Source organism: Neisseria perflava (assembly GCF_024170405.1).
Taxonomy (GTDB): domain Bacteria; phylum Pseudomonadota; class Gammaproteobacteria; order Burkholderiales; family Neisseriaceae; genus Neisseria; species Neisseria perflava_B.
Map to the genome: position 1 here is coordinate 1 of NZ_JALJYC010000031.1, position 23387 is coordinate 23387.

At 50.6% G+C, this 23387-nt stretch carries 27 protein-coding genes; 8 read left to right on the forward strand and 19 right to left on the reverse strand.

The window, feature by feature from the left end; translation table 11 throughout:
- Positions 1-348: 348 nt before the first annotated feature.
- Both fabI and J2T37_RS10150 read right to left on the reverse strand, forming a co-directional pair.
- Complete coding sequence (fabI, locus tag J2T37_RS10145; protein ID WP_253355595.1) at positions 349-1134, reverse strand: enoyl-ACP reductase FabI; 786 nt, start codon at positions 1132-1134, stop codon at positions 349-351.
- A 105-nt stretch (positions 1135-1239) separates the two neighbouring features.
- Positions 1240-2451, reverse strand: coding sequence for an MFS transporter (locus J2T37_RS10150; RefSeq protein WP_253355598.1), 1212 nt, complete (start codon positions 2449-2451; stop codon positions 1240-1242).
- A 432-nt stretch (positions 2452-2883) separates the two neighbouring features.
- Here J2T37_RS10150 and ppk1 point away from each other — a divergent pair, with 432 nt between their 5' ends.
- Positions 2884-4941 carry a polyphosphate kinase 1 gene (gene ppk1, locus J2T37_RS10155; RefSeq protein WP_253355600.1) on the forward strand — a complete coding sequence of 686 codons (2058 nt, stop codon included), beginning with the start codon at positions 2884-2886 and terminating at the stop codon, positions 4939-4941.
- Between the two features lie 224 nt (positions 4942-5165).
- Here ppk1 and J2T37_RS10160 read toward each other — a convergent pair whose 3' ends face one another.
- The 10 genes from J2T37_RS10160 to J2T37_RS10205 form a co-directional block, all read right to left on the reverse strand.
- Positions 5166-5591: a F0F1 ATP synthase subunit epsilon gene (locus J2T37_RS10160; RefSeq protein WP_253355602.1), complete on the reverse strand. Its 426-nt coding sequence runs from the start codon at positions 5589-5591 to the stop codon at positions 5166-5168.
- Between the two features lie 10 nt (positions 5592-5601).
- Complete coding sequence (gene atpD / locus J2T37_RS10165; protein ID WP_253355604.1) at positions 5602-6999, reverse strand: F0F1 ATP synthase subunit beta; 1398 nt, start codon at positions 6997-6999, stop codon at positions 5602-5604.
- 37 nt (positions 7000-7036) lie between these two features.
- Complete coding sequence (atpG, locus tag J2T37_RS10170; RefSeq protein ID WP_253355606.1) at positions 7037-7912, reverse strand: F0F1 ATP synthase subunit gamma; 876 nt, start codon at positions 7910-7912, stop codon at positions 7037-7039.
- Positions 7913-7936: 24 nt separating this feature from the next.
- Positions 7937-9484, reverse strand: coding sequence for a F0F1 ATP synthase subunit alpha (atpA, locus tag J2T37_RS10175; RefSeq protein ID WP_253355608.1), 1548 nt, complete (start codon positions 9482-9484; stop codon positions 7937-7939).
- A gap of 10 nt (positions 9485-9494) precedes the next feature.
- Complete coding sequence (locus J2T37_RS10180) at positions 9495-10028, reverse strand: F0F1 ATP synthase subunit delta (protein ID WP_253355610.1); 534 nt, start codon at positions 10026-10028, stop codon at positions 9495-9497.
- A 4-nt stretch (positions 10029-10032) separates the two neighbouring features.
- Positions 10033-10503 carry a F0F1 ATP synthase subunit B gene (locus tag J2T37_RS10185; RefSeq protein ID WP_253355612.1) on the reverse strand — a complete coding sequence of 157 codons (471 nt, stop codon included), beginning with the start codon at positions 10501-10503 and terminating at the stop codon, positions 10033-10035.
- Positions 10504-10575: 72 nt separating this feature from the next.
- The gene (gene atpE / locus J2T37_RS10190) at positions 10576-10812 is read right to left on the reverse strand and encodes a F0F1 ATP synthase subunit C (protein WP_009175074.1); all 237 of its coding nucleotides are present in this window, start codon (positions 10810-10812) and stop codon (positions 10576-10578) included.
- Positions 10813-10897: 85 nt separating this feature from the next.
- The gene (atpB, locus tag J2T37_RS10195) at positions 10898-11764 is read right to left on the reverse strand and encodes a F0F1 ATP synthase subunit A (RefSeq protein ID WP_253355614.1); all 867 of its coding nucleotides are present in this window, start codon (positions 11762-11764) and stop codon (positions 10898-10900) included.
- A complete protein-coding gene (locus tag J2T37_RS10200; protein ID WP_253355616.1) occupies positions 11754-12107 on the reverse strand; it encodes an ATP synthase subunit I in 354 nt (117 codons plus the stop codon). Before J2T37_RS10200 ends, atpB begins: the two co-directional genes overlap by 11 nt.
- Positions 12108-12467: 360 nt before the next feature.
- Positions 12468-13328 (reverse strand): ParB/RepB/Spo0J family partition protein, encoded by an 861-nt coding sequence (locus tag J2T37_RS10205; protein WP_253355618.1) that lies wholly within the window; start codon positions 13326-13328, stop codon positions 12468-12470.
- Between the two features lie 26 nt (positions 13329-13354).
- On the opposite strand from J2T37_RS10205, the gene J2T37_RS10210 reads away from it, so the two are divergent.
- The 3 genes from J2T37_RS10210 (at position 13355) to J2T37_RS10220 (ending at position 15383) form a co-directional block, all read left to right on the forward strand.
- Complete coding sequence (locus J2T37_RS10210) at positions 13355-14005, forward strand: UbiX family flavin prenyltransferase (RefSeq protein ID WP_253355620.1); 651 nt, start codon at positions 13355-13357, stop codon at positions 14003-14005.
- Positions 14006-14104: 99 nt separating this feature from the next.
- Positions 14105-14833, forward strand: coding sequence for a DUF554 domain-containing protein (locus J2T37_RS10215; RefSeq protein ID WP_253355622.1), 729 nt, complete (start codon positions 14105-14107; stop codon positions 14831-14833).
- Positions 14834-14948: 115 nt separating this feature from the next.
- Entirely contained in the window at positions 14949-15383 is a 435-nt protein-coding gene (locus tag J2T37_RS10220; protein ID WP_253355624.1) for a pyridoxamine 5'-phosphate oxidase family protein, read from the forward strand.
- Between the two features lie 86 nt (positions 15384-15469).
- Here J2T37_RS10220 and J2T37_RS10225 read toward each other — a convergent pair whose 3' ends face one another.
- Complete coding sequence (locus J2T37_RS10225) at positions 15470-16369, reverse strand: LysR family transcriptional regulator (RefSeq protein ID WP_253355626.1); 900 nt, start codon at positions 16367-16369, stop codon at positions 15470-15472.
- 263 nt (positions 16370-16632) lie between these two features.
- On the opposite strand from J2T37_RS10225, the gene J2T37_RS10230 reads away from it, so the two are divergent.
- The gene (locus J2T37_RS10230; protein ID WP_253355628.1) at positions 16633-17358 is read left to right on the forward strand and encodes a DUF554 domain-containing protein; all 726 of its coding nucleotides are present in this window, start codon (positions 16633-16635) and stop codon (positions 17356-17358) included.
- A gap of 68 nt (positions 17359-17426) precedes the next feature.
- Here the strand turns inward: J2T37_RS10230 and J2T37_RS10235 are convergent, their stop codons facing one another.
- The 3 genes from J2T37_RS10235 to J2T37_RS10245 form a co-directional block, all read right to left on the reverse strand.
- Complete coding sequence (locus J2T37_RS10235; protein WP_253355630.1) at positions 17427-17912, reverse strand: nuclear transport factor 2 family protein; 486 nt, start codon at positions 17910-17912, stop codon at positions 17427-17429.
- A gap of 77 nt (positions 17913-17989) precedes the next feature.
- Positions 17990-18364: a nuclear transport factor 2 family protein gene (locus tag J2T37_RS10240; protein ID WP_253355633.1), complete on the reverse strand. Its 375-nt coding sequence runs from the start codon at positions 18362-18364 to the stop codon at positions 17990-17992.
- Between the two features lie 82 nt (positions 18365-18446).
- A complete protein-coding gene (locus tag J2T37_RS10245; RefSeq protein ID WP_253355635.1) occupies positions 18447-19097 on the reverse strand; it encodes an NAD(P)-dependent oxidoreductase in 651 nt (216 codons plus the stop codon).
- 139 nt (positions 19098-19236) lie between these two features.
- On the opposite strand from J2T37_RS10245, the gene J2T37_RS10250 reads away from it, so the two are divergent.
- The 3 genes from J2T37_RS10250 to ubiG all read left to right on the forward strand — a co-directional run bounded on the left by J2T37_RS10250 (position 19237) and on the right by ubiG (position 21204).
- Positions 19237-20127: a LysR family transcriptional regulator gene (locus J2T37_RS10250; RefSeq protein ID WP_253355637.1), complete on the forward strand. Its 891-nt coding sequence runs from the start codon at positions 19237-19239 to the stop codon at positions 20125-20127.
- Positions 20124-20402, forward strand: a complete 279-nt coding sequence (locus J2T37_RS10255; RefSeq protein WP_253355639.1) for a GIY-YIG nuclease family protein — start codon at positions 20124-20126, stop codon at positions 20400-20402. Before J2T37_RS10250 ends, J2T37_RS10255 begins: the two co-directional genes overlap by 4 nt.
- Before the next feature lie 85 nt (positions 20403-20487).
- Entirely contained in the window at positions 20488-21204 is a 717-nt protein-coding gene (gene ubiG, locus J2T37_RS10260; RefSeq protein ID WP_253355641.1) for a bifunctional 2-polyprenyl-6-hydroxyphenol methylase/3-demethylubiquinol 3-O-methyltransferase UbiG, read from the forward strand.
- Between the two features lie 102 nt (positions 21205-21306).
- Here ubiG and J2T37_RS10265 read toward each other — a convergent pair whose 3' ends face one another.
- The 3 genes from J2T37_RS10265 to J2T37_RS10275 all read right to left on the reverse strand — a co-directional run bounded on the left by J2T37_RS10265 (position 21307) and on the right by J2T37_RS10275 (position 23235).
- Positions 21307-21972, reverse strand: coding sequence for a hypothetical protein (locus J2T37_RS10265; RefSeq protein WP_253355642.1), 666 nt, complete (start codon positions 21970-21972; stop codon positions 21307-21309).
- Between the two features lie 78 nt (positions 21973-22050).
- Positions 22051-22677: a TIGR01621 family pseudouridine synthase gene (locus J2T37_RS10270; protein ID WP_253355643.1), complete on the reverse strand. Its 627-nt coding sequence runs from the start codon at positions 22675-22677 to the stop codon at positions 22051-22053.
- A 78-nt stretch (positions 22678-22755) separates the two neighbouring features.
- The gene (locus J2T37_RS10275; protein WP_253355644.1) at positions 22756-23235 is read right to left on the reverse strand and encodes a type IV pilin protein; all 480 of its coding nucleotides are present in this window, start codon (positions 23233-23235) and stop codon (positions 22756-22758) included.
- Positions 23236-23387: the final 152 nt, after the last annotated feature.

A 23387-nucleotide genomic window follows, 5' to 3' on the forward strand; every position in this document is an offset into this window, starting at 1 on the left:
GCTTGTTTTGCTTATAAGGGCTCAGTCGACTTTTTTTCATGGGATTTATTCTAAATGATTTTGAATAAATCTAGTTATCTAGTACAGCCCCAATAATTAAATTCTAGGCAGTTTGCTTGCCACAGATATAGTGAAAAAACACTGTGTTACCGTGGTTGCTGCTGCCCTTTGGTCGGCAGGCATAGTACCGTTTTATAGGTTAAAAGTATTTTTTAAATGTTAAATTTTGTATTTCAGAGCAAATACTTCAGATTATCCTACCTTTTGCATAAAAATCAGGCCGTCTGAAACCGAAGTGTACCTTTTTTACACCACTTTTCAGACGGCCTTTGGCGAACGCTTATCGGCTTAGTCGCCGTCGTTCAGCGCATTAATGCTGTAACCGCCGTCCACATAAGTGATTTCGCCGGTAATGCCGGAAGACCGGTCAGACAGCAGGAAGGCGGCGGCATTGCCCACTTCCTCGATGGTCACGTTGCGGCGCAACGGATTTTCCGAAGCGACGTGCGCCAGCAAACGGCTGAAATCGGAAATGCCAGACGCGGCCAGGGTTTTAATCGGGCCGGCGGAAATGCCGTTGCAGCGGATGCCTTCTTTGCCCAAGCAGGAAGCGGTAAAGCGGATACCGGCTTCCAAGCTGGCTTTGGCCATGCCCATCACGTTGTAATTCGGAATCGCGCGCACGGCGCCCAAGTAGGTCAGCGCCACGATGGAGGCATTGCGGCCCTGCATCATCGGGCGGGCGGCTTTGGCCAGCGCCGGCAGGCTGTAAGCGGAAATTTCGTGGGCGGTATTGAAGGCTTCGCGGCTGATGCTGTCCAAAAAGTCGCCGCTCAGGGCTTCTTTCGGCGCGAAACCGATGGAGTGTACCAAACCGTCGAGGCCGTCCCAATGTTTGCCCAAATCAGTAAAGGTTTGCGCGATTTCTTCATCGCTGGCGACATCGCAGCGAAACACCAGCTCGGAGCCGAGCTCGGCTGCCATTTTGCGCACGCGCTCTTCCAGCTTGTCAACAACATAAGTAAAGGCCAGATCCGCGCCTTGTTCGCGGCAGGCTTTGGCGATACCGTAGGCAATCGAACGCTCGGAAATCATGCCGGTAATCAGAATTTTTTTGCCTTGCAGAAAACCCATTTTTCTTCCTTCAGGTGTGGTGTTGCAGTTTGCTTAAACGGGGCATTATAACAAAAAGCGGCTGTTTTGGTAGAAAAAACAATCATCAGCGTTTTCTCAACGCCGTCAACCCGCCATCTGCGCCAGCGTTTTCGGGTTGGCGGCAAACCAGGCCAACACACATTCGACCGCCATCAGCACCGTCAATACGCCCATCGCCGGCAACCACGAGCTGAACACATCGTACAACACGCCCATGCCCAGCGGCCCGAATATTGCCACCAGATACCCCACCGCCTGCGCCATACCCGACAGCGCGGCGGCCTGCTGCGGCGTATCGGTGCGCAGGGCAAACAGTATCAATACGGCGGAAAACACACCCGACCCGCCCAAGCCGGTCAACGATACCCACAGCCACATTGTTTGCGGCGAACCCAGCCAAATACCGCCGATGCCCAGCAGCAACAGCAGCGCCATCAGCAGGTTCAACGGTTGCTTGTGGCGGCTTTTGCCGATTAAGGCCGACACCGCCACCACGCCGATGAGCGAGCTGGCCTGCAGCAACGAGCCGTAACCGCCCGCCGCCAGCGGCGTCATGCCCTTTTCCACCAACACCGAAGGCAGAAAATTGGCGATGGAATAAAACGACAGCGACTGTATGCCCATAAACAGGCTGATGCACCAAGCCGTGCGCGATTTCCATACATTCAGGCCGTCTGAAAGCGCCGTTTGCGCAATATTTTCAGACGGCCTGGCCGCCCCCGCCCGAATCCGTCCGCGCCAAAGCAGCCACACCGCCAGCGCCGCCACGCCAAACACCAGCCAAATTCCCAACGACCACTGCCAGTTTTGCCATTCAGCCAGCGGTACGGCAACAGCGGCGGCCACCATCGACGATACCGACATTGTGGCCGAAAGCGTGCCCACCACCAAGCCGACCTGTTGCGGCAGGTTGCGCTTGGCTAAAGCAGGCAGTAGCACATTTCCCATCGCAATCGCTGCCGACAGGATAACCGTCCCCATCACCAGCAACACCGCCGAAGGGTAAGCCGAACGCACCGCCATCCCCAAGGTCATCAGCGCCGTTGCACCGATTAACACGTTTTCCATGCCGAACCGCCGCGCCAAGCGCGCCACCAAAGGCGAACATACGGCAAACGCCAACATCGGCAACGCCGCTACCACGCCCATAAACGACCCCGTTACCCCAAGTTGGTCGCGGATAAAACCGACCACCGGCCCCAAGGCCACCAACGGCGCACGCAGGTTGACCGTGAACACAATCACGGCCAGCAGCAACAGGCCGACAGGCAGGGAGGCGGTTTTTTTGGGGGACATCGGCGGGTTTCCTTGTAGGGTTGAATCGCAAAGTTGAAATAACGGAATTTCGGCTTAAATACATGACTTTAGGATAAGCGGCCTACCCGATTGCGGGCTTATCGTATCCCGAAGACGCAGCCATATGGCTAACGTATCTTTTCAGACGGCCGTCTGAAAAAAGCATTGTAACGGATTTCGCAGCGGAATCCTAAACATGTTCATGACCGCCGCCTATGGCTTTTCCTGCCCGCCATCCCTGTCATCAAATATTCACATTCCTACGTCATGCTAATGCCTTTGCGCCCGTTACCGAATCAAGCAAAACGCGTTATACTCATACCCATATCCACCGCAGTTGTTTATATCCGACGGTCTGCGCACCAACCACAGCAGGCATTTATCGGATTAAAAACTGCCGTTACCGGCCAGCATATCCATCGAGAGAACATCATGCCCGAACAAAACCGTATCCTCTGCCGCGAGCTGAGCCTGCTCGCGTTCAACCGCCGCGTGTTGGCGCAGGCGCAAGACGAAAGCGTGCCGCTCTTGGAGCGTCTGCGCTTTTTGTGTATCGTCTCTTCCAATCTGGACGAATTTTTTGAAGTACGCATGGCATGGCTCAAACGCGAAAACAAGCTGCACCCGCATGCTGTCCTCGACAACGGCAAAACGCCGTCTGAAACCATGACCGACGTCAGCGCCGAAGCGCATGCGCTGATTGCCGAGCAATATGCCCTGTTCAACGATGTTTTGCAGCCCGCGCTGGAGCAGGAAAACATCCGTTTTTACCGTCGCGACACTTGGTCGGCGGCGCAGAAAAAATGGATTGAAGACTACTTTAGCGCCGAGCTGCTGCCGATTCTGACCCCTATCGGCCTCGACCCGTCGCACCCTTTCCCGCGTCCGCTCAACAAATCGCTGAATTTCGCCGTCGAGCTGGAAGGAACAGACGCATTCGGCCGTCCTGTCGGCATGGCGATTGTACAAGCGCCGCGCATTCTGCCGCGCGTAGTGCCATTGCCGTCTGAAATCAGCAACAACGGCAGCGGCTTTGTGTTCCTGTCATCCATCCTGCATGCGCATGTCGGCAAACTGTTCCCCGGCATGAAAGTCAAAGGCTGCCACCAGTTCCGCCTGACGCGCGACAGCGATTTGAGCGTGGACGAAGACGATTTGAAAAACCTGCGCACCGCCGTGCAAAGCGAATTGCACGACCGCGAATATGGCGACGGCGTGCGCTTGGAAGTGGCCGATACCTGTCCGCCGCATATCCATGATTTCCTGCTGGCGCAATTCAAGCTGACTCCGTCGGAGCTGTATCAGGTCAAAGGGCCGGTCAATCTGGTGCGCCTGATGTCGGTACCGGATTTGGTGGATCGCCCTGATTTGAAATTTCCGCCCGTCAGCGCAAGCCGTCTGAAAAAATTGCGTAAAAACGGTTCGGTTTTGGACTTAGCCAGGCAAAGCCCTATCCTACTGCACCATCCCTATCAATCGTTTGATCCGGTGGTTCAAATGATACGCGAGGCAGCCACCGACCCCGATGTTTTGGCGGTCAAAATGACGATTTACCGCACGGGTAGCCATTCCGAGCTGGTGCGCGCGCTGATGAAAGCAGCTCTGGCAGGCAAGCAGGTAACGGTGGTCGTCGAGCTGATGGCGCGTTTTGATGAAGCCAACAACGTCAACTGGGCGCAGCAATTGGAAAATGCTGGCGCGCATGTGGTGTACGGCGTGTTCGGCTATAAAGTCCATGCCAAAATGGTTTTGGTTATCCGCCGCGAAGAAGGCCGTCTGAAAAGCTACGCCCACCTCGGCACCGGCAACTACCACCAAGGCACATCGCGTATTTATACCGACTTCGGCCTGATTACTGCCGACGAGCAGATTACCGCCGACGTCAACACGCTGTTTCTGGAAATCACCGGACTGGGCAAACCGGCCAAGCTCAACAAGCTCTACCAAAGCCCGTTTACCCTGCATAAAATGGTAATAGAACGCATTGCACAGGAAACTGAACATGCCAAGGCGGGCAAACCGGCCAGAGTGGTGGCTAAGATGAATTCGCTGATTGAGCCGACGGTCATCGAAGCGCTCTACACCGCCAGTCAAGCGGGGGTACAGGTTGATTTGATTGTGCGCGGCATGTGCACCTTGCGCCCGGGTGTCAAAGGCTTGTCCGACAACATCCGCGTGCGCTCCATTGTCGGCCGCCAGTTGGAACACTCGCGCATTTACTACTTCTACAACAACGGTGCGGAAGATACCTTTATTTCCAGCGCCGACTGGATGGGACGAAACTTTTTCCGCCGCATTGAAGTGGCCACGCCCATCGAAGCCGCCGATTTGAAAGCCCGTGTCATCAAAGAAGGCCTGAGCATGGCTTTAGCCGACAACACTAAGGCTTGGCAAATGCAACCGGACGGTAGTTATGTACGCCTCCATCCGGCAGAAAATGAAAAAGCGGTTAACCTGCAAAAAGATTTGTGGGCAATGTACGAACAGTAAAGCAGGGCGTTTGGCTGTTTAGCTGAAAGGCCGTCTGAAAAACTTACGCTAGGGTAAGGTTTTTCAGACGGCTTCGTTTTTTTCATCTAATCGAATTATTTGGAAACTAAACCAATGTGTAGGGTAGGTATATTGTCCACACTACACGATTCCGTTTTTGAAAATTTAACTCAATAAAATAAAAAAGCACGGGTATAAACCGTGCTTTTTTACAACAAATCAGATTATTTGTTTTTATGCGAACGAAGATAATCCAAGGTTTTGAGTTGAGCGATCGCAGCTGCCAAAGCCACCTGCGCTTTAGCCAGAGACTCATCGTCTGCTGCTTGGGAAATCTTAGCTTCTGCCGCTTTTTTGGCTTGCTCGGCACGCTCCTGATCCATCTCTGCACTGCGGACAGCAACATCCGCCAATACGGTTAATTTGTCAGGTTGTACTTCCAACACGCCGCCGGAAACAGCAACCAAAATTTCCTCTTCTTCACCCGGCACAGTCAAACGCAATACACCGGGGCGCACCAAACTCATAATCGGCTCGTGTCGCGGATAAATACCGAGTTCACCCTGTACGGTCGGCACAACCACGAAGCTGGCCTCGCCCGAATAGATGTTTTCTTCGCTACTTACCACTTCAACTTGCATGGTACTCATGCCGGCCTCCTTAGTTTAGGGTTTTCGCTTTCTCGGCTGCTTCCTCAATACCGCCGACCATGTAGAACGCTTGTTCCGGCAAGTGGTCGTATTCGCCGCTCAAAATGGCTTTGAAGCCGGCAATGGTATCGCGCAGCGGTACGTATTTGCCCGGAGAACCGGTAAATACTTCGGCCACGTGGAACGGTTGTGACAGGAAGCGTTGGATTTTACGCGCACGCATTACGGTCAGTTTGTCTTCGTCAGACAGCTCATCCATACCCAGAATGGCGATGATGTCGCGCAATTCTTTGTATTTTTGCAGCGTAGATTGTACGCCGCGCGCCACGTCGTAATGCTCTTGACCCAATACCATCGGATCAAGCTGGCGTGAAGTAGAGTCCAACGGGTCAACCGCCGGGTAAATACCCAAAGAAGCAATATCACGGCTCAATACCACAGTTGCATCCAAGTGGGCGAAAGTAGTGGCCGGAGACGGGTCGGTCAAGTCATCCGCCGGTACGTAAACAGCTTGGATAGAGGTAATCGAACCGGTTTGGGTAGAAGCAATACGTTCTTGCAGACGACCCATTTCTTCGGCCAATGTCGGTTGGTAACCCACCGCAGACGGCATACGACCCAACAGCGCGGATACTTCGGTACCGGCCAGGGTATAGCGGTAGATGTTGTCCACGAAGAACAATACGTCGCGACCTTTACCGTTTTCGTCTTTTTCATCACGGAAGTATTCGGCCATGGTCAAACCGGTCAACGCCACACGCAGGCGGTTGCCCGGCGGCTCGTTCATCTGACCGTAAACCATCGCCACTTTATCCAACACGTTGGAATCTTTCATCTCATGGTAGAAGTCGTTACCTTCACGGGTACGCTCGCCCACACCGGCGAACACAGACAAACCGCTGTGCGCTTTGGCGATGTTGTTAATCAATTCCATCATGTTTACGGTTTTGCCCACACCGGCACCACCGAACAGGCCTACTTTACCGCCTTTGGCAAACGGACACAGCAGGTCGATCACTTTGATGCCGGTTTCCAGCAACTCGGTTGCCGGAGACAGCTCGTCAAATTTCGGCGCTAATTGGTGAATGGCACGGGTTTGTTCCGCACCAACCGAGCCGGCTTCATCCACCGGATTGCCCAATACGTCCATAATGCGACCCAGGGTAGCTTTACCCACCGGAACCGAAATCGGCGCACCGGTATTGCTCACGGCCATACCGCGTTTCAAGCCGTCTGAACTGCCCATTGCAATGGTACGAACCACGCCGTCACCCAGAAGCTGTTGCACTTCTAAAATCAAGCCGTTTTCGTCCAATTTCAGGGCATCGTAAACATGCGGCAGCGTATTGCGCGGAAATTCCACGTCAACCACGGCGCCGATTACTTGTACGATTTTGCCTTGACTCATTATCGTATCCTATTTCCTGTACAGATTTCAGACGGCCTTAAACAGCCGCCGCACCTGCAACAATTTCTGTTAACTCTGTGGTAATCGCAGCTTGACGGGACTTGTTGTACACCAGCTGCAATTCTTTAATGGCATTACCCGCATTATCGGTAGCGGCTTTCATCGCCACCATACGCGCAGCTTGCTCAGAAGCCATATTATCGCTCAATGCCTGATAAACCACAGACTCTAAATAGCGGCGAACCAGATATTCCAACACGGTTGCAGGACTCGGCTCGTAACGGTATTCCCAGTTGAGGGAAGAATCGCCGTTGACGTCCTCAATCGCATTTTGGCCAATCGGCAGCAGCACTTCCATACGAGGTTCTTGGCGCATCGTATTCACAAAGCCGGAATACACCAAATGAATCACATCTAATTCATGTTTTTCATACTGCTGGAAAATCTCGGTTAACGGACCAAGCAATGTTTCCATTTTCGGGGTATCACCCAAATTGGTCGCACTGGCAATGATATTCAAACCGATATTCTGACAGGCCGAAAGACCTTTACTGCCCAAGCACACCACATCCGCTTGGATACCTTGTTCCTGATACTCTTGAACTTGCGCCAAAAATTTCTTCAGCACATTGGCATTCAAGCCGCCGCACAAACCTTTATCCGAGGTAATCAAAATAAAACCGGCACGGCGTACTTCTCGGTGCGGCTCCAGCAATTTGATACCATGATCAGTATGGGTTTGTGCCAAATGGCTCATCACCATGCGCACTTTTTCGGCGTACGGACGCGCCAAGCGCATCCGTTCTTGAGTCTTCCGCATTTTAGAGGTAGACACCATTTCCATTGCTTTAGTGATCTTTTGGGTATTTTGAACACTACGGATTTTGGTGAGAATCTCTTTTCCTACTGCCATTTCAGACTCCTTTCATCCCAACGCTTACGCTTGGTAAGCGAAAGAAGATTTGAAAGACTTCATGGCTTCGGCCAATACTTTTTCGCTTTCGTCAGACAAAGCACCGGAAGCATTAACCGCATCCAGTACAGCAGGCTGCTGAGTGCGGACATAGCTCAGGAATTCGGATTCAAATTCCAGTGCTTTAGCAACCGGCACATCATCATAAGAACCGTTGTTGATGCCCCACAAAGTCAATGCCATTTCTGCGGTATTCAGGGTACTGAACTGTTTCTGTTTCATCAGTTCGGTTACCACTTCACCATGTTGCAGCTGTTTGCGTGTTGCCTCGTCCAAATCAGAAGCAAATTGCGAGAACGCTGCCAGCTCACGGTATTGAGCCAATGCCAAACGGATACCGCCACCTAATTTTTTGATGACTTTAGTCTGAGCAGCACCACCCACACGCGATACGGAAATACCGGCATTAATCGCAGGACGGATACCGGCGTTGAACAAGTCGGTTTCCAAGAAAATCTGGCCGTCTGTAATCGAAATGACGTTGGTCGGTACGAACGCAGAGACGTCACCCGCTTGGGTTTCGATAATCGGCAATGCAGTCAATGAACCGGTTTTACCTTTTACTTCGCCGTTAGTCAGTTTTTCAACTTCATGCTCGTTGATACGTGCGGCACGCTCCAGCAAGCGGGAGTGCAGGTAGAATACGTCACCCGGGTAAGCCTCACGACCTGGCGGACGGCGCAACAGCAAGGAGATTTGACGGTAAGCAACGGCTTGTTTGGACAAGTCGTCATATACAATCAACGCGTCCTCGCCACGGTCGCGGAAAAATTCACCCATGGTGCAACCGGAATACGGAGCGATGTATTGCAGCGCAGCAGCTTCAGAAGCAGTAGCGGCAACCACAATGGTATGTTCCATCGCACCGTGTTCTTCCAATTTGCGTACCACGTTGGCAATAGACGATGCTTTCTGACCGATAGCCACATAGATACATACAACACCGGTGCCTTTTTGGTTGACAATGGCATCCAAAGCAACGGCTGTTTTACCGGTTTGGCGGTCACCAATAATCAATTCGCGCTGACCACGACCAATCGGCACCATAGAGTCAACCGCTTTCAAACCGGTCTGCATCGGTTGGTCAACCGATTTACGTGCAATCACGCCCGGTGCGATTTTTTCAATCGGCGCAGTCAATGTTGTATTAACCGGACCTTTACCGTCAATCGGACGACCCAATGCATCAACAACGCGGCCAATCAATTCACGACCAATCGGTACTTCCAAAATGCGACCGGTACAGGTAACGGTATCGCCTTCTTTAATGTGTTCGTATTCACCCAATACCACGGCGCCAACGGAGTCACGCTCCAAGTTCATGGCCAAACCGAAAGTATTGCCGGGGAATTCGAGCATCTCACCTTGCATAGCGTCTGACAAGCCGTGGATACGAACAATACCGTCAGTCACAGAAATAACAGTACCTTGGGTACGAACTTCTGCATTGAAAGACAGATTTTCGATTTTAGCTTTAATCAAATCGCTAATTTCAGCAGGATTAAGCTGCATGAAAACTCTCCTAATTCATCATAGTCGTGTACAGAGCATTCAATCTTGCCCGCACCGACAAATCCAAGACCTGATCACCTACTTCTACTTTGACGCCGCCGATGAGTGTCGGATCGACTTCCGTCGTTACGACCAGCTCGGAATTCAGACTTTTCTTCAGCGTTTCAGTCAATTCGGCTTCCTGCTTCGGCGTTAATGCATAAGCACTGTAAATCACAGCCGACTTCGTATGCTTGAGTGACAAGGCTAAGTCTTGATATTGCGCGTACACTTCCGGCAAAACCGGCAACCGCTTTTGTTCGGCCAAGACGGTAACAAAATTTGCCAACCCGCCTGCTTTAATACCGACCAAATCAACCAGCATTTTTGCCTTTTCGGAAGCCGGCGTTTCCGGCTGCTCTACCAAAGCAGAAACTTTGGGGTCTTGCACAACCGCTGCCAGATCTTTCAGTCCGCCCAACCAAGACTCAATTTGGTTTTTCTCTTGCGCCAGCCCAAACAATGCTTTCGCATAGGGTCTGGCAATCGTTGCGAACTCTGCCATATGATTACAGCTCCTGTTTCAGCGCACTGAGCAATGCTGCATGTTTCGAAGCATCCACTTCGTTACGCAGAATGGCTTCCGCACCTTTAACAGCCAATGAAGCAACCTGTTCGCGCAATGCTTCGCGCGCACGGTTGATTTCCTGATCAACATCGGCTTTGGCTTGTGCTGTAATGCGCGCCGCCTCTACGGAAGCCTGCTCTTTGGCTTCTTCCACGATGCGTGCCGCACGTTTTTCCGCATTGGCTACCATATCAGTAACTTGGCTGCGGCCATCGGCTAAGAGTTCTGCAACTTTCTTTTCTGCCTGTTCAAAATCGTTTTTGCTACGTTCGGCAGCAGCCAAACTTTCTGCGATTTTGTTGGCGCGCTCATCAAGTGCTTTTGCAATCGGCGGCCACACAAATTTCATGGTGAACCATACCAAAATGAAAAAGACAATTAACTGCGCAAATAAGGTTGCATTAATATTCACTTTACTTAACCTTCGTATTAGGGTTAATCAAACAAACGCTGTTTCAACAGATGAAACGGTTTTCTGTTCGAATTAACCTGCAAACGGGTTTACGAAAGCGAACAGCAGAGCAATCGCTACACCAATCAAGAATGCAGCATCGATCAAACCGGCAATCAGGAACAGTTTGGTTTGCAGAGGACCGATCAGCTCAGGCTGGCGTGCAGAAGATTCCAAGTATTTGGAACCGACCATGCCGATACCGATTGCTGCACCCATCGCACCGAAAGCAACGATCAGACCACACGCGATAGCAATTAAACCACCCATTTCAAACTCCTTAAGATTAAAGATAAAGGTTAAAGAAACCAAAACTACAAGAGAACAACAAAAAATATCCGGTCATCACCAATGATTAATGATGGTCATGAGCCTGACCGATATACACGAAAGTCAACGCCATAAAGATAAACGCCTGCAGGGTAATAATCAGAATATGGAAAATAGCCCACGCAGAACCAGCCGCAATATGCAACACAAACAAAATCGGATCCAATACACCCACGCTACCGGAAGATGCCCAAGCACCGCCCAACAGTGCAATCAGCAAGAACACCAACTCACCCGCATACATATTACCGAACAACCGCATACCGTGCGATACAGTTTTGGAGAAGTATTCCAAAATATTCATAATCAGATTAAAGGGTGCCATTACCGAGCCGAACGGCGCACTGAACAGCTCGTGAATCCAGCCTTTCAAGCCTTTGATTTTCACGCTGTAATACAGGCAAATCAGCAAGACACCGATAGCCAGCGCCAAGGAAGTATTCAAATCTGCGGTCGGCACAATACGCAACAGGGCATGATGATTACCGGTAGCATGTTGCCAAAGCCACGGCAGCAGATCCACCGGCAGCAAGTCCAGCGCATTCATCAGGAAAATCCAGACAAACAGACACAAACCCAAAGGTGCAACTGCTTTGCGCGATTTCTCGTTGGAGATAATGCTTTTGCACATATCGTCCACGAATTCATACAAAATCTCAACAGCAGCCTGGAAACGACCCGGTACGCCGGAAGTGGCTTTTTTCGCGCCACGCCACAACAGGAAGCTGCCGACCACACCCATCAACACGGCAAAGAAAATTGCATCAATATTGATAAATGAAAAATCGGCAATGTTTTTCAGACCTTGCGATTGGGTCACATCCGACAGACTGGTCAAGCTTTGTAAGTGGTGCTTGATGTACTCGGCTGCGCTTAAAGATTCATCTGCCATAATCTCGAACTCTCAACAATACTAAAAAAACCAGATGGCTGACACCGGCCAGCCCCAATAAAAACGGGAAAAACACCAGCGACTGATGCCATGCCGCAAATACGGCCAGCATCATGATCAGCGACAGCATTACTTTTAAAGCCTCTCCGAACACAAACATCCTGCTCTGCAAGACGGGATTTTGTCGGAAAAATTTTAAAAGTAAAACCGCAACCAATGTCGGAACAAGATAGGAAGCGCCTCCGGCCAGCGCCGACCAAAAGCCTTTCACACCCCAAACCCACGCAGAAACCACAGAAATGACAGCCAATACAATGAGTTGAAGAGGAACAATCCGTTTCATTTTTAAAATAAACCATCTGGCCGCATTGAGGCGGAATCACTATAATAAAGAAGCGTAAAAAGGTCAAGCTGAATGTTAATCTTTGTGAAAGATTATCCGATTACAAATCACTTCCTTACCCGATGACACCTGTTGTTTACAGAAACGGTCGGATTGCTAATTTTAGCACAAACTACTTAAAACTACATGTTCGTTAACATCGAAATTAACATCTCTTTTGTACCACATCCAGAAAAATAAAGCCGACAAGAAAGCTAATCTTTTTGATTTAAATCAAGAATCATACGCAAGGCCGTCTGAATTCTAACAAATTTTCAGACGGCCTTGCGTCATACAGCGTATCAAATTGCCAACAATTTACTACATTTCAGTATCGACACCCAACTGCTTGAGCAGATAATCGAAGGTTTCTGGCGTATCGAAATGCAGCACGATTTTGCCTTTTTTCTGATTGGTGGTTTTGACTTCCGCATTAACACCCAGCTTTTCCGTTAACACTTCATTCAAACGGCGGATGTCGGGTGAAATGGTTTTCTTGGTTTCGGCTTGCTTGGCTTGTTGCGCCACCTGGCTGCGGCGCTCGACTTCGCGCACCGACCAGCCGTTTTTCACGGCTTTTTGCGCCAACTCCAGCTGCTCGACCACCGGCAAGGTCAATAAAGCACGGGCATGACCCATTTCCAAACGGCGCTGATACAGCATATCCTGCACCGGCTCGGGCAAGCTCAACAGGCGCAAGCTGTTGGAAATTGCGCTGCGGCTTTTGCCGACGGCTTTGGCAATGGTTTCATGAGTCAGGCCGAATTCGTCAGCCAAGCGTTTCAACCCCTGCGCTTCTTCAATCGGGTTGAGGTTTTCGCGTTGCAGGTTTTCAATCAAACCCATGGCCAACGCGGTTTCGTCGCTGATGGTTTTGATGACGACGGGGATTTCGGTCAATCCCGCCAGTTGGGAGGCGCGCCAGCGGCGTTCGCCCGCAATCAGCTCGTATTGCGACAAGCCGTGTTCGCGCACAATCACCGGCTGTATCACACCCTGCGCTTTGATGGAATCGGCCAATTCCTGCAAGGCTTCGTCATCCATCTGCACCCGCGCCTGATAGCGGCCGGGTTGAATGTCGGCAATGGCCACCGTGGTCAGACGGTCGCTGCTGCTGTTGTCTGCACCATTGGAAATCAGGGAGTCCAAACCGCGGCCCAAACCGCCTCTTGCTTTTGCCATATTATTTTCCTTTTCAGACGGCCTTTATGAATCTGTGTATTTTATCGGATATTTGCGCACTAAGACAGTTTCCAAAACGCAGAAGCGCCACGCCACCTGCCCTACCCCTATTTTTTTGGTATGGCGACGCAATCAAAACAGTATTTTCTTTCGAGCTGCTGAACCGTGTTGACGACATTGAAACCCATCTGGTGGTTTCCAAAGGTGCGGAGATGACCCGCAGCCTGGAAACGGATTACAGTAAAGAAGCGGTCTGCGATTTGGCAGACGTGGTTTATCCGATTGGTCATTTGGGTGCGGCCATTTCCAGCGGCTCGTTTAAAACCATCGGTATGCTGATTACCCCCTGCTCAATGCGCACGCTGGCTGCGGTGGCGCACGGTCTCAGCGACAACTTGCTGACCCGTGCCGCCGACGTGGTGCTGAAAGACCGCCGCCGTTTGGTGATGATGGTGCGCGAAACGCCACTGAATCTGGCACACATCGACAACATGAAGCGCGTCACCGAGATGGGTGCCATCGTGTTTCCGCCCGTACCTGCGCTCTATCATCGTCCGCAAACGGTAGATGAAATTGTGACCCACTGTGTCGGTCGCGCACTCAATTTCTTCGACATCGACATCCCGCGTCAACCGCGCTGGGGAAACGACGGCAAATCCGAAATCGAAAATGTCTGACTTCTCCGTATTTGACTGAAACATGAAACACACAGGCCGTCTGAACTGCGTCAGCGGTTCAGACGGCCTTTTTTTCTCTTTTTTCTGAAGGAGCTAAAAATGAATATGCCTATCGGCCCTCTTGTGGACAGCGGTTCCGTCGTTATCGGCGGCTTAATCGGTGCATTTATGGGCAACAAACTCCCCGAACGCGTACGTGCCAGCCTTAATCCTTTGTTTGGTCTGACTTCACTCGGTCTGGGTGTGATGATGATTCCGGGCGTGAAATATTATGCAGCAGTGGTGTTCGCCGCCGTGTTTGGTTTAGCCATCGGCGAATGGTTTTATCTTGAAAAAGGTGTGAACAAAGCTGCTGCCTCCACCAAAACTCTAGTAGAAAAATACCTACCCGCCGCTAAAGGTCTGCCGCCGGATGAGTTTCTAGAAAAATTCGTGGCGATTGTGGTACTGTTCTGCGCCAGCGGTACCGGTATTTTCGGTTCCATGAACGAAGGTATGACCGGCGATCCTTCTATTTTGTATATCAAAACTATTTTAGATTTGTTTACCGCTGCCATTTTTGCAATTACCCTCGGCTATGCCGTAGCCGCCATTGCCATTCCGCAAGTGATTATCCAGTTGGTACTTTTCTTCCTTGCCACACTGATTGTGCCATTGACCACACCGGAAATGCGTGCTGACTTTGCGGCGGCGGGCGGTCTGATTATGCTGGCAACCGGTCTGCGGATTATGGGGATTAAATCGTTCCCCGTGGCCAATATGCTGCCTAGCTTACTACTCATTATGCCAGTGTCCCATTTATGGGCAACGTATATCGCAGGACACTGATTCCAGACGGCCTCACCATGCAGTAAACCAACCGCTGTCATACTTGACGGCGGTTTGTGTTATCCTGAAGCATATCCTCGCCTCTACCCCTATGCCGTCTAAACAAGGAATCCCTATGCTGCCGTTTCCCGACAACATCGCCCGTTTTTTCCGCGACAACCATGTCGTCAGCCTCGCCATCGCTGATTCAGACGGCATTTGGTGCGCCAGTTGCTTTTATGTGTTCGACGAAGCTGCCGCGCGGCTGGTTGTCTTAACTTCGCGCAAAACCCGCCACGGGCAGATGATGGCAGCCAATCCGAATATCGCCGGCACGATTGCCGCGCAGCCCGACAGCATTACCCAAATCAAAGGTATCCAGTTTACCGCCCGCGCCGAGTGTCTCGAGCAGCCCGAAGCACGCCGTACCGCACTTGCGCTTTATACCCAAGCCCATCCGATTGCCAAAGCCTATCTGTCGGACGTATGGGCATTGGATTTGCAAACGGTCAAATATACCGACAATAAATTGGTGTTTGCGCAAAAAACGTATTGGCAGCGTGAGGAATGATACAGGCCGTCTGAAAATGAGCTTATGAGCTTATGAGATTCTGCGACCAAACATCTCATTTTCAGACGGCCTTGTACGGTATGCGCTTACTGCAAATACAACTCTTCCACCAAAGCCAAAATTTCCGGCACTTCCGAGTGTGTCGTCAATCTGACTACCGTCGGGAAAAACAACAGCATTTCCGGAGACGGTCGCAATACGCGGCAATGTTTCAGTTCTAACCCTCTTACTTCCGACTCGGGCAACAACGCCGCTGCCTCTACACCACTTTCCATCAAACCGATAATAAAATGCGGCTGGGTAATACTCATCAAAATATTCGGATGAATGCCGTTTTTGCGCAATTTATCCAACAAAAATTCAAACGTGCCTTGTCCTTCAATCCGTCGTAAAAAAATCAACGGAAAGTGACCGATGTCGTTTAGGGTTATGCTGTCACCATCAAAATCATGCAGCAGGTTTTCATGAATCACAGCTACTGAGCGCACCGCCGGCAAAGCCAATACATCATAATCGTCACACCGATTCGGCCGCTGTACCAACGCCACATCAATCTCTCCACTATGCAGCAAATCTTCCAAATGGCTGGAATCCGATACTGTCATGCGAAATTCGATGTCGGGATGGCGCTTGAGCAGTTGTTCAATCAACACATTGAAATGGCTTTGAAATAAATGCGTTAAACCGATATTGACCTTGCGCTTTTCGCCACCGGCAAAACGCAGTGTTTCACTTTCTAAATCGCCAATTTTACGCAGGATATCCGCCGCATGACGATACAAAAACCAACCTGCTTCAGTCGACTCAACTTTATTGGGCAACCTTTTGAGCAAGGCCACACCCAACTCTTCTTCCAATTCTTGCAAACGCTTGCTCAACGGCGGTTGTGATATATGCAGAGCGTGTGCCGCACGACTGATACTGCCGCATTCGACCACGGTACAAAAATATTTCAAACGCTTTAAATCCACGACCCGGCTCTCCAAATGGGAAACTGCTTATTTTACCGCTTTCCACCGCCATCAACGTCTATTTTTCAGACGGCCTGACCTAAGCCTTATCCATCCGCCATACCCCGCCCATTCGGTTGAGCCGCCAACAGGTTAAGGGTAAAATAGCCGCCTTTTACAGCGGCAAGCGCTTCTGCCGCCCATATGCCGTCTGAAAATGATTTTTTGAAATCCAATGCTTCTCAACACGCATTCAGACGGCCTAATACCTATAAATCCCTCCTCAAACAGGAACGCTTATGAATTTCCCTGTCGGCCCGCTGGTTAATGCGGCGGCCATTATCGGCGGCGCGCTGTGCGGCGCCACGCTGGGTGCCAAACTTCCCGAGCGCGTGCGCGCCAATCTACCTACTTTATTCGGTCTGCTCTCAACCGGCCTTGGCGTAATGGCTGTGCCCAAGGTGCAATATTATGCGGCGGTCAGCCTGTCAGCGGTTATCGGCACGGCGCTGGGCGAATGGTTCAACATCGAAAAAGGCATCAGCACCACCGTGACCGCCACGCGCTCGTATGCGGAGAAATTATTGCCGACAAAAGGCGATATGTCGGCGGAAAAATTCGTGGAAAATTATGTGTCGCTGGTGGTCTTGTTCTGCGTCAGCGGCATGGGTATTTTCGGCGCCATGCAGGAAGGCATGACGGGCGACCCATCGATTTTGTACATCAAGTCGATTTTGGACGTGTTCACCGCCATGATTTTCGCCATCGGCTTGGGCATGATGGTGGCGTTTATTGCCATCCCGCAAACGCTGTTGCAGCTGATTTTGTTTTTCCTCGCCGCGCTGATTGTGCCGCTGACCACACCCGCCATGCGTGCCGACTTTACCGCCCTCGGCGGCCTGATGATGTTGATGACGGGCTTCCGCATTATGGGGATTAAGTCTTTCCCCGTTGCCAATATGCTGCCGGGGCTGCTGCTGGTCATGCCGATTTCGCATTTTTGGGCAGAATTTATCGCGCATTGATGAAAAATGAAAAATGCCGTCTGAAAATCTGTATTTTCAGACGGCATGATGTTTACAGGCGGTTCACATTAAAACATGCTGTGCCCGCTGACGGTTTTGGCCGGTACGCTTTGAACCACGTCCCAATGCTCAACGATTTTGCCGTTGCCGTCCAAACGGAAAATATCAATCACTGCCTCGCCCAAATCTTGGGCGTGGTTCTGGCTGTGCAAATGCAACCAGACAAAATCGCCGTCGGCAATCACGCGTTTGATGGTTACATGCGACTGCGGATATTCTTTAAACAACGGCGACATCGCGTCAACAAACGCTTTTCCGCCGTCGGCTACCTGCGGATTATGCTGGATATAGGGTTCGGCAACGTATTTGTCGGTGGCTTCTTGCAATTTGTGCTGGTTAAACGCCAAGTCGTAAAACGCCAATACATTGGCTTTGTTCCGCTCAGTTTGGCTCTGCACCTGTGCCACCGGCTGCGGTTTCAGGCTTTGTCCGGCGCAAGCACTCAAAGCGAAAGCTGCGATACCGGCTGCTGCCAGCATTTTGATTTTACTCATTTTTTGATTCCTCTTTTTCAAACCAAGGCCGTCTGAAAATCAGTCTGCTTTCAGACGGCCTTAATGCATGTATCTGTTTACTTCACCGGAAACATGGCATGGCCGTTAACCGCTTGTTCTGCGGGCACTTCCTCCTGCATCACATCCCAATGCTCGACAATTTTGCCGTTTACGTCCACACGGAAAATATCCACGGCCAACATGGTTTTGCCGTACCAGTTGTGATAACGGTTGTGCGCCATTACCAGATCGCCTTCCGCCATTACCAAACCTGTTTCCACGCTTATGGTATTGCCTTCGCTGCTGATAAAACCGCGCAATACGTCTAGGCCGTTGGGCATTTGCGGATTATGCTGAATCATATCGCCCGCCCAATAGGTCTCGGCTTTAGCCAGATTTTTCTGGTTGAATACGATGTCGAGATATTCGGTCACGATTTGTTTATTGTTCATGTCATCACTCCTGATGTCGGTAAAAAGGCCGTCTGAAAATCAATCTGTTTTCAGACGACCCCGTATCACTATCTTTTTGAATTTAAACTATTTCTGCTACTGTAAAGCGTTCAAACAAATGCGCTTTGTTTTCTGCGGCATCCACAATCGCGCAGGCCAAATCGGGTGCGGAAATATTGGCCGGTTGGCCGTCGGTGAACAAAACTTCGTCTTTGCCGGTGCGGTATTTACCGCTGCGGGTGTCGATGTTGCCGATAAACGCGGCAGGCGGCGAGATAAACGACCAGTTGATATCACGTCGCGCTTGCAGGTCTTTCAACCAATTGCGTGCGGCGTTGGCCCCGTCGTAAATTTCTTTCGGAAACTCAGGCGTATCAATCAATTGCACGCCCGGCGCCACATACAGGCTGCCTGCACCACCAACGGCCAGCAGATACGGCACTTGCGCGGTTTTGGCCGCTTCGGTAATCGCTGCCGCACCTTTGGCAAAATCCGCGCCGCCGTTCGGATTGCTCCAGCCGCCGTTAAACGCGCTGACAACGGCGTCAAAGCCTTTGAGCTGCCCGGCAAAATCTGCCGCGTTCACATCAAACGCCACGGCTTTGATGTTGTCGCCTTGTTGCACTTTTTCCACGCTGCGGGCGAATGCGGTCACTTCATGGCCGCGTGCGGCAGCTTCTTTGACGACGGCTTTGCCGACTGTGCCGGTGGCACCGATAATGGCGATTTTCATGGTGTTTTACTCCTTAATCAATAAAACATTCGTTGTTGAATCAGTTGGTGAAACGGATTATAAGGCCGTCTGAAACACTTGATAATCCCTGTTTGACTGATTATATTATTAAGCTTAACTACATAATAGGCCGTCTGAAATGCAAGACACCAAACCGCTTTTGGTCTTTGCCGCCGTGTTGGAACACGGCAGCATGAACGCCGCCGCTGCCGCGCTGGGCATGACCCCGTCTGCCGTCAGCCAGCACATCAACCGCTTGGAAAGCGTACACGGTATCAAGCTGCTCAACCGCAGCACGCGCCGCCTCACGCCGACCAACGCGGGGCGCACCCTCGGCAGCTACTGCCGCCGCCTGCGCGATACGTTGGATCAAACGCATACCGCCATCGTCAATCTGAAAACCGAACCGGCAGGCGAGCTGCACATGGCGCTGACTTCCGGTGTGATTCAGGCGCCCGCTTTTCAGACGGCCTTGGCGCGCCTGCAACACGAATACCCGCAAATCCGCCCTGTGCTGCATTTGAGCGACACGCTGGAAAACCTGCAACAGGCGCAGATAGATATGGCGATTCGCGGCGGCGAACGCGCTTTGGACGATCCGAATCTGGTGGCGCGGCATTTGGTCACTTGGCCGTACCAAATCTGTGCCGCGCCCGATTATCTGGCGCAACATCCGCCGATTACCCGTCCCGAGCAGCTGCACGCCCACCGCTGGCTGCACTTTGCCCCTGTGCGCACCACGCTGCACTGTCGTAACGAAAGCTATTTTCTCGATATCGCCGACAGCATGTATTGCAACCAAATCGCCGCCGTGCACAGCCTGACCGTAAGCGGCTTCGGCTTGTCGGAGCAGGTTATCGGCGAAGTGGAAGCGCTGGTGGCCGACGGCCGTCTGAAAATTGTGTTACCCGAATGGACGCTGCCGCCGGTCAACCTCTATTTGGTCACGCCCTACCGCGTGCAGTCGGCCAAAACCGAAGCGGCGGTACAGATTTTTCAGGAAAGTTTTACGCAAGGGGAACGGGTATGACGGCAGAAAATTGGTGCGTGTATCTGATTTTGTGTGCCGACCAATCGCTCTACTGCGGCATCAGCAACCGCCCAGCCGAGCGCTTTGCCGCGCATTGCAACGGCAGGGCTGCAAAATACACCCGTATCCGTAAGCCTTTGTCTATGCGGATTATTTCGGAAAATATGGATAAAAGCGCAGCCTTGAAACGTGAGATGGAAATCAAGAAAATGCGGGCGGCTAACAAGCGGGATTTATGGGCGGCTGCGGCGGAATGTGAAGTTGAGGCCGTCTGAACATGGCGTTTCAGACGGCCTGCCCTACCCTGCCTGCGCCGTTTGTTATAAAATTCCCTTTTATTTCCCATCACGAAAGCCCGCCATGACCGCGACCCAGCAACAAAACGTCGATGACAAAGAGATTGCCAAATTCAGCCAAATCGCCGACAAATGGTGGGACAAAACCGGCGAATTCAAACCCTTGCACGACATCAATCCGCTGCGTTTGGGCTATATTGACCGTTTGGGTCGATTGGCGGACAAACAGGTATTGGATGTCGGCTGCGGCGGCGGTATTTTGGCTGAAAGCATGGCCAAACGTGGTGCGGCACAAGTGCTCGGCATTGATATGGCGGAAAAATCGCTGCAAACGGCTGCCGAACATGCCGCCACGCAGGGTGTGGACAATATTGCCTACCGCTGCGTGCGCGTGGAAGATTTGGCGGCCGAGCAGCCGCACAGCTTTGATGTCGTCACCTGTATGGAAATGATGGAACATGTGCCCGATCCCGCCGCCATCGTCCGCGCCTGCACCGAGCTGGTTAAGCCGGATGGGATGGTGTTTTTCTCTACCATCAACCGCAACCCGAAATCTTATTTACACCTGATTATCGGTGCAGAATATGTGCTGAATTTCGTGCCGAAAGGGACGCACGATTGGCAAAAATTCATTACCCCGGCAGAGCTGGCGCGGATGTGCCGTCAAGCAGGGTTGGATGTGGTGGATACCAAAGGCATGACGTATAATCTGTTGACTAAACAATACTCGCTGTGTGACTCAACCGAAGTGAACTATATGATTGCCTGCCGTCCGATGTAAGAAATAATACTTTAACAAACATAAATGCCGTCTGAAAATTTGAATTTTTCAGACGGCATTCTCATATCATGATAAAGGTAAAAAAAGTATTTAATCCGCCTATTAACGGCTCATCTCGCCCTGAATCGCGCGGATATTGGCTTCCCTGTCTTTAACCGCCTGAGTCAGGCGACCAATTTTGGCCTGATCGCCTTTTTTCTTCGCTACGTTCAACTGTGCACGCGCACGCGCCAACGCTGCCTGCTCGTTACGGATTTCGTTTTGCAGAATTTGTTTGCGGGTCAGTTGCGGTTTGGGTTTGGCCGTTGGCGCCGCAATGACCGGAGCGGGGATAATTTTGGCTTTCCGGTTCAACTCGGCAGCACGCTCTTTAGCCGATTTCAAATCAACCGCACCGGTAGCAGCACCGGCCGCAGTCGGGCTTTTACCGTTGCGCAGTTTGATATCCAAGCGCGGATTGGCCGGATTTTCCGTTGCCGTTACGCTGCCGCTTTGAGTACGCGGCAAAATTTTAATATCGCCCAGTTCCGGTGCAGCCTGACCGGGGGCTTCCTTTAAATTGACTTTTTCGGGTACGGCTTTCTCCGCTTCTTCAGTTGGAATATCGGCAGTACCATCCGTATGGGATTCTGTGCAATGGTTACCGATTTTTCTATCAGTATAGACAATGCCACCATCCACTTTACAAATATAGCTGACAGCCTGGGCAGACAGGCTTACTGTACCTAAGCCTAAAGCCAAAATCATTTGGTAAACAATCGGTTTCATGCTATGTGTTTCAATAGGGAAAGTCGTTATTATACTATGCTGTCTGTAAACTGAGTGGATATGATGGTTAGCGGCTGTTTAAATTGATAATACGGCAGCCATTTTTTCAGACGGCCATTCTGTATCATAGGGAGCTTCTATGACAAAGTGTTCTCCCGCATAATCAAATTCAATTTTCCATGCATGCAGAAACAATCTTTCTGATGGTGATCCTCCATATAATGAATCCCCAAGAATAGGTGCCGACAGACTTTTCATGGCAACACGTAGTTGGTGGGTTTTCCCTGTATAAGGATGTAAAACAAACAGACGCAGATTAGGCGAAAGAGAATGGCTGCAAAACCGTGTTACCGCAAAATTCTCCGTATCACGGGTTAATTTCCATGTACCCCTCCTGGATTTTTGCATTCCCCCTTTTACCCATCCTTGCTTTTTCGTAGGTTTTTGATCAGTCAATGCCAAATACGTTTTTTTAATGGTTTTCTCGGCAAATTGTTGCGATAACAATGAAGCTGTTTTTACATCTAATGCAAATAATAATACGCCACTGGTTAGCTTATCTAAGCGATGTAGCAGCCATACCTGCGGAACACCCAACTGCTTCGCTAATATCTTCGTCAAACCTTCTGTTTCTTGATGTACCGCTATTCCCGGTGGCTTATTTATAGCAACAATAAATTGATTTTTAAAGATAATATCCAACATCTATCATTTACTCTCATACACTGTCAGCTTAGTCAATCCACGTCTGGCAAGATAACTTAACTATATAAATACGATATTTTAATTCTGATAGACCGTACATTTTTTGTCGCTGCCCTTAAAATAACTTAAATCATCATCGCAAGAGCTGGTAGAACTTTCGCAGATGATTGTTGTCAATGACTCATTCATTTTAATAATTCTTGGCTCTGCTGTTTTATCTAGCGCAACAGCCTTCAAAGTATATTTACTATCCAACGCTCCTCTTGCCACGCCATGTAAACGAATACAAAAATCATCAGTAGCCTGAACTGGCAAGCTCGGCCAAGTTGTAGAATTCTTTTTGAAGCTCCCCTTTTGTTGATAGTGCCGTTCCAAAAATTGACTGTTAGCCAACAAAGCACTTTGAGCCGCACGCAATTTCGCTTCTTTGACATGGTTTTCATAAAGAGGAAAAGCAATAACAGCAAGGATGGCTAATAGTAAAACAACAATCACCATTTGCGTTAATGAAATCCCATTCTGCCGAATCTTAACACCGATAATATTCTTCCTCATCATTTCTCTCCATATGTTGAATTAAAATATTTTTTCATCATAGCGTAGAGGAAAGGAAGCGCACAACGGTTTTCATCATAATCCTGACAGTTTCCTTATTTACCATCACTAACCGTATCCTATCCGCAACACCCCTTCCTACTGCACACACTCTA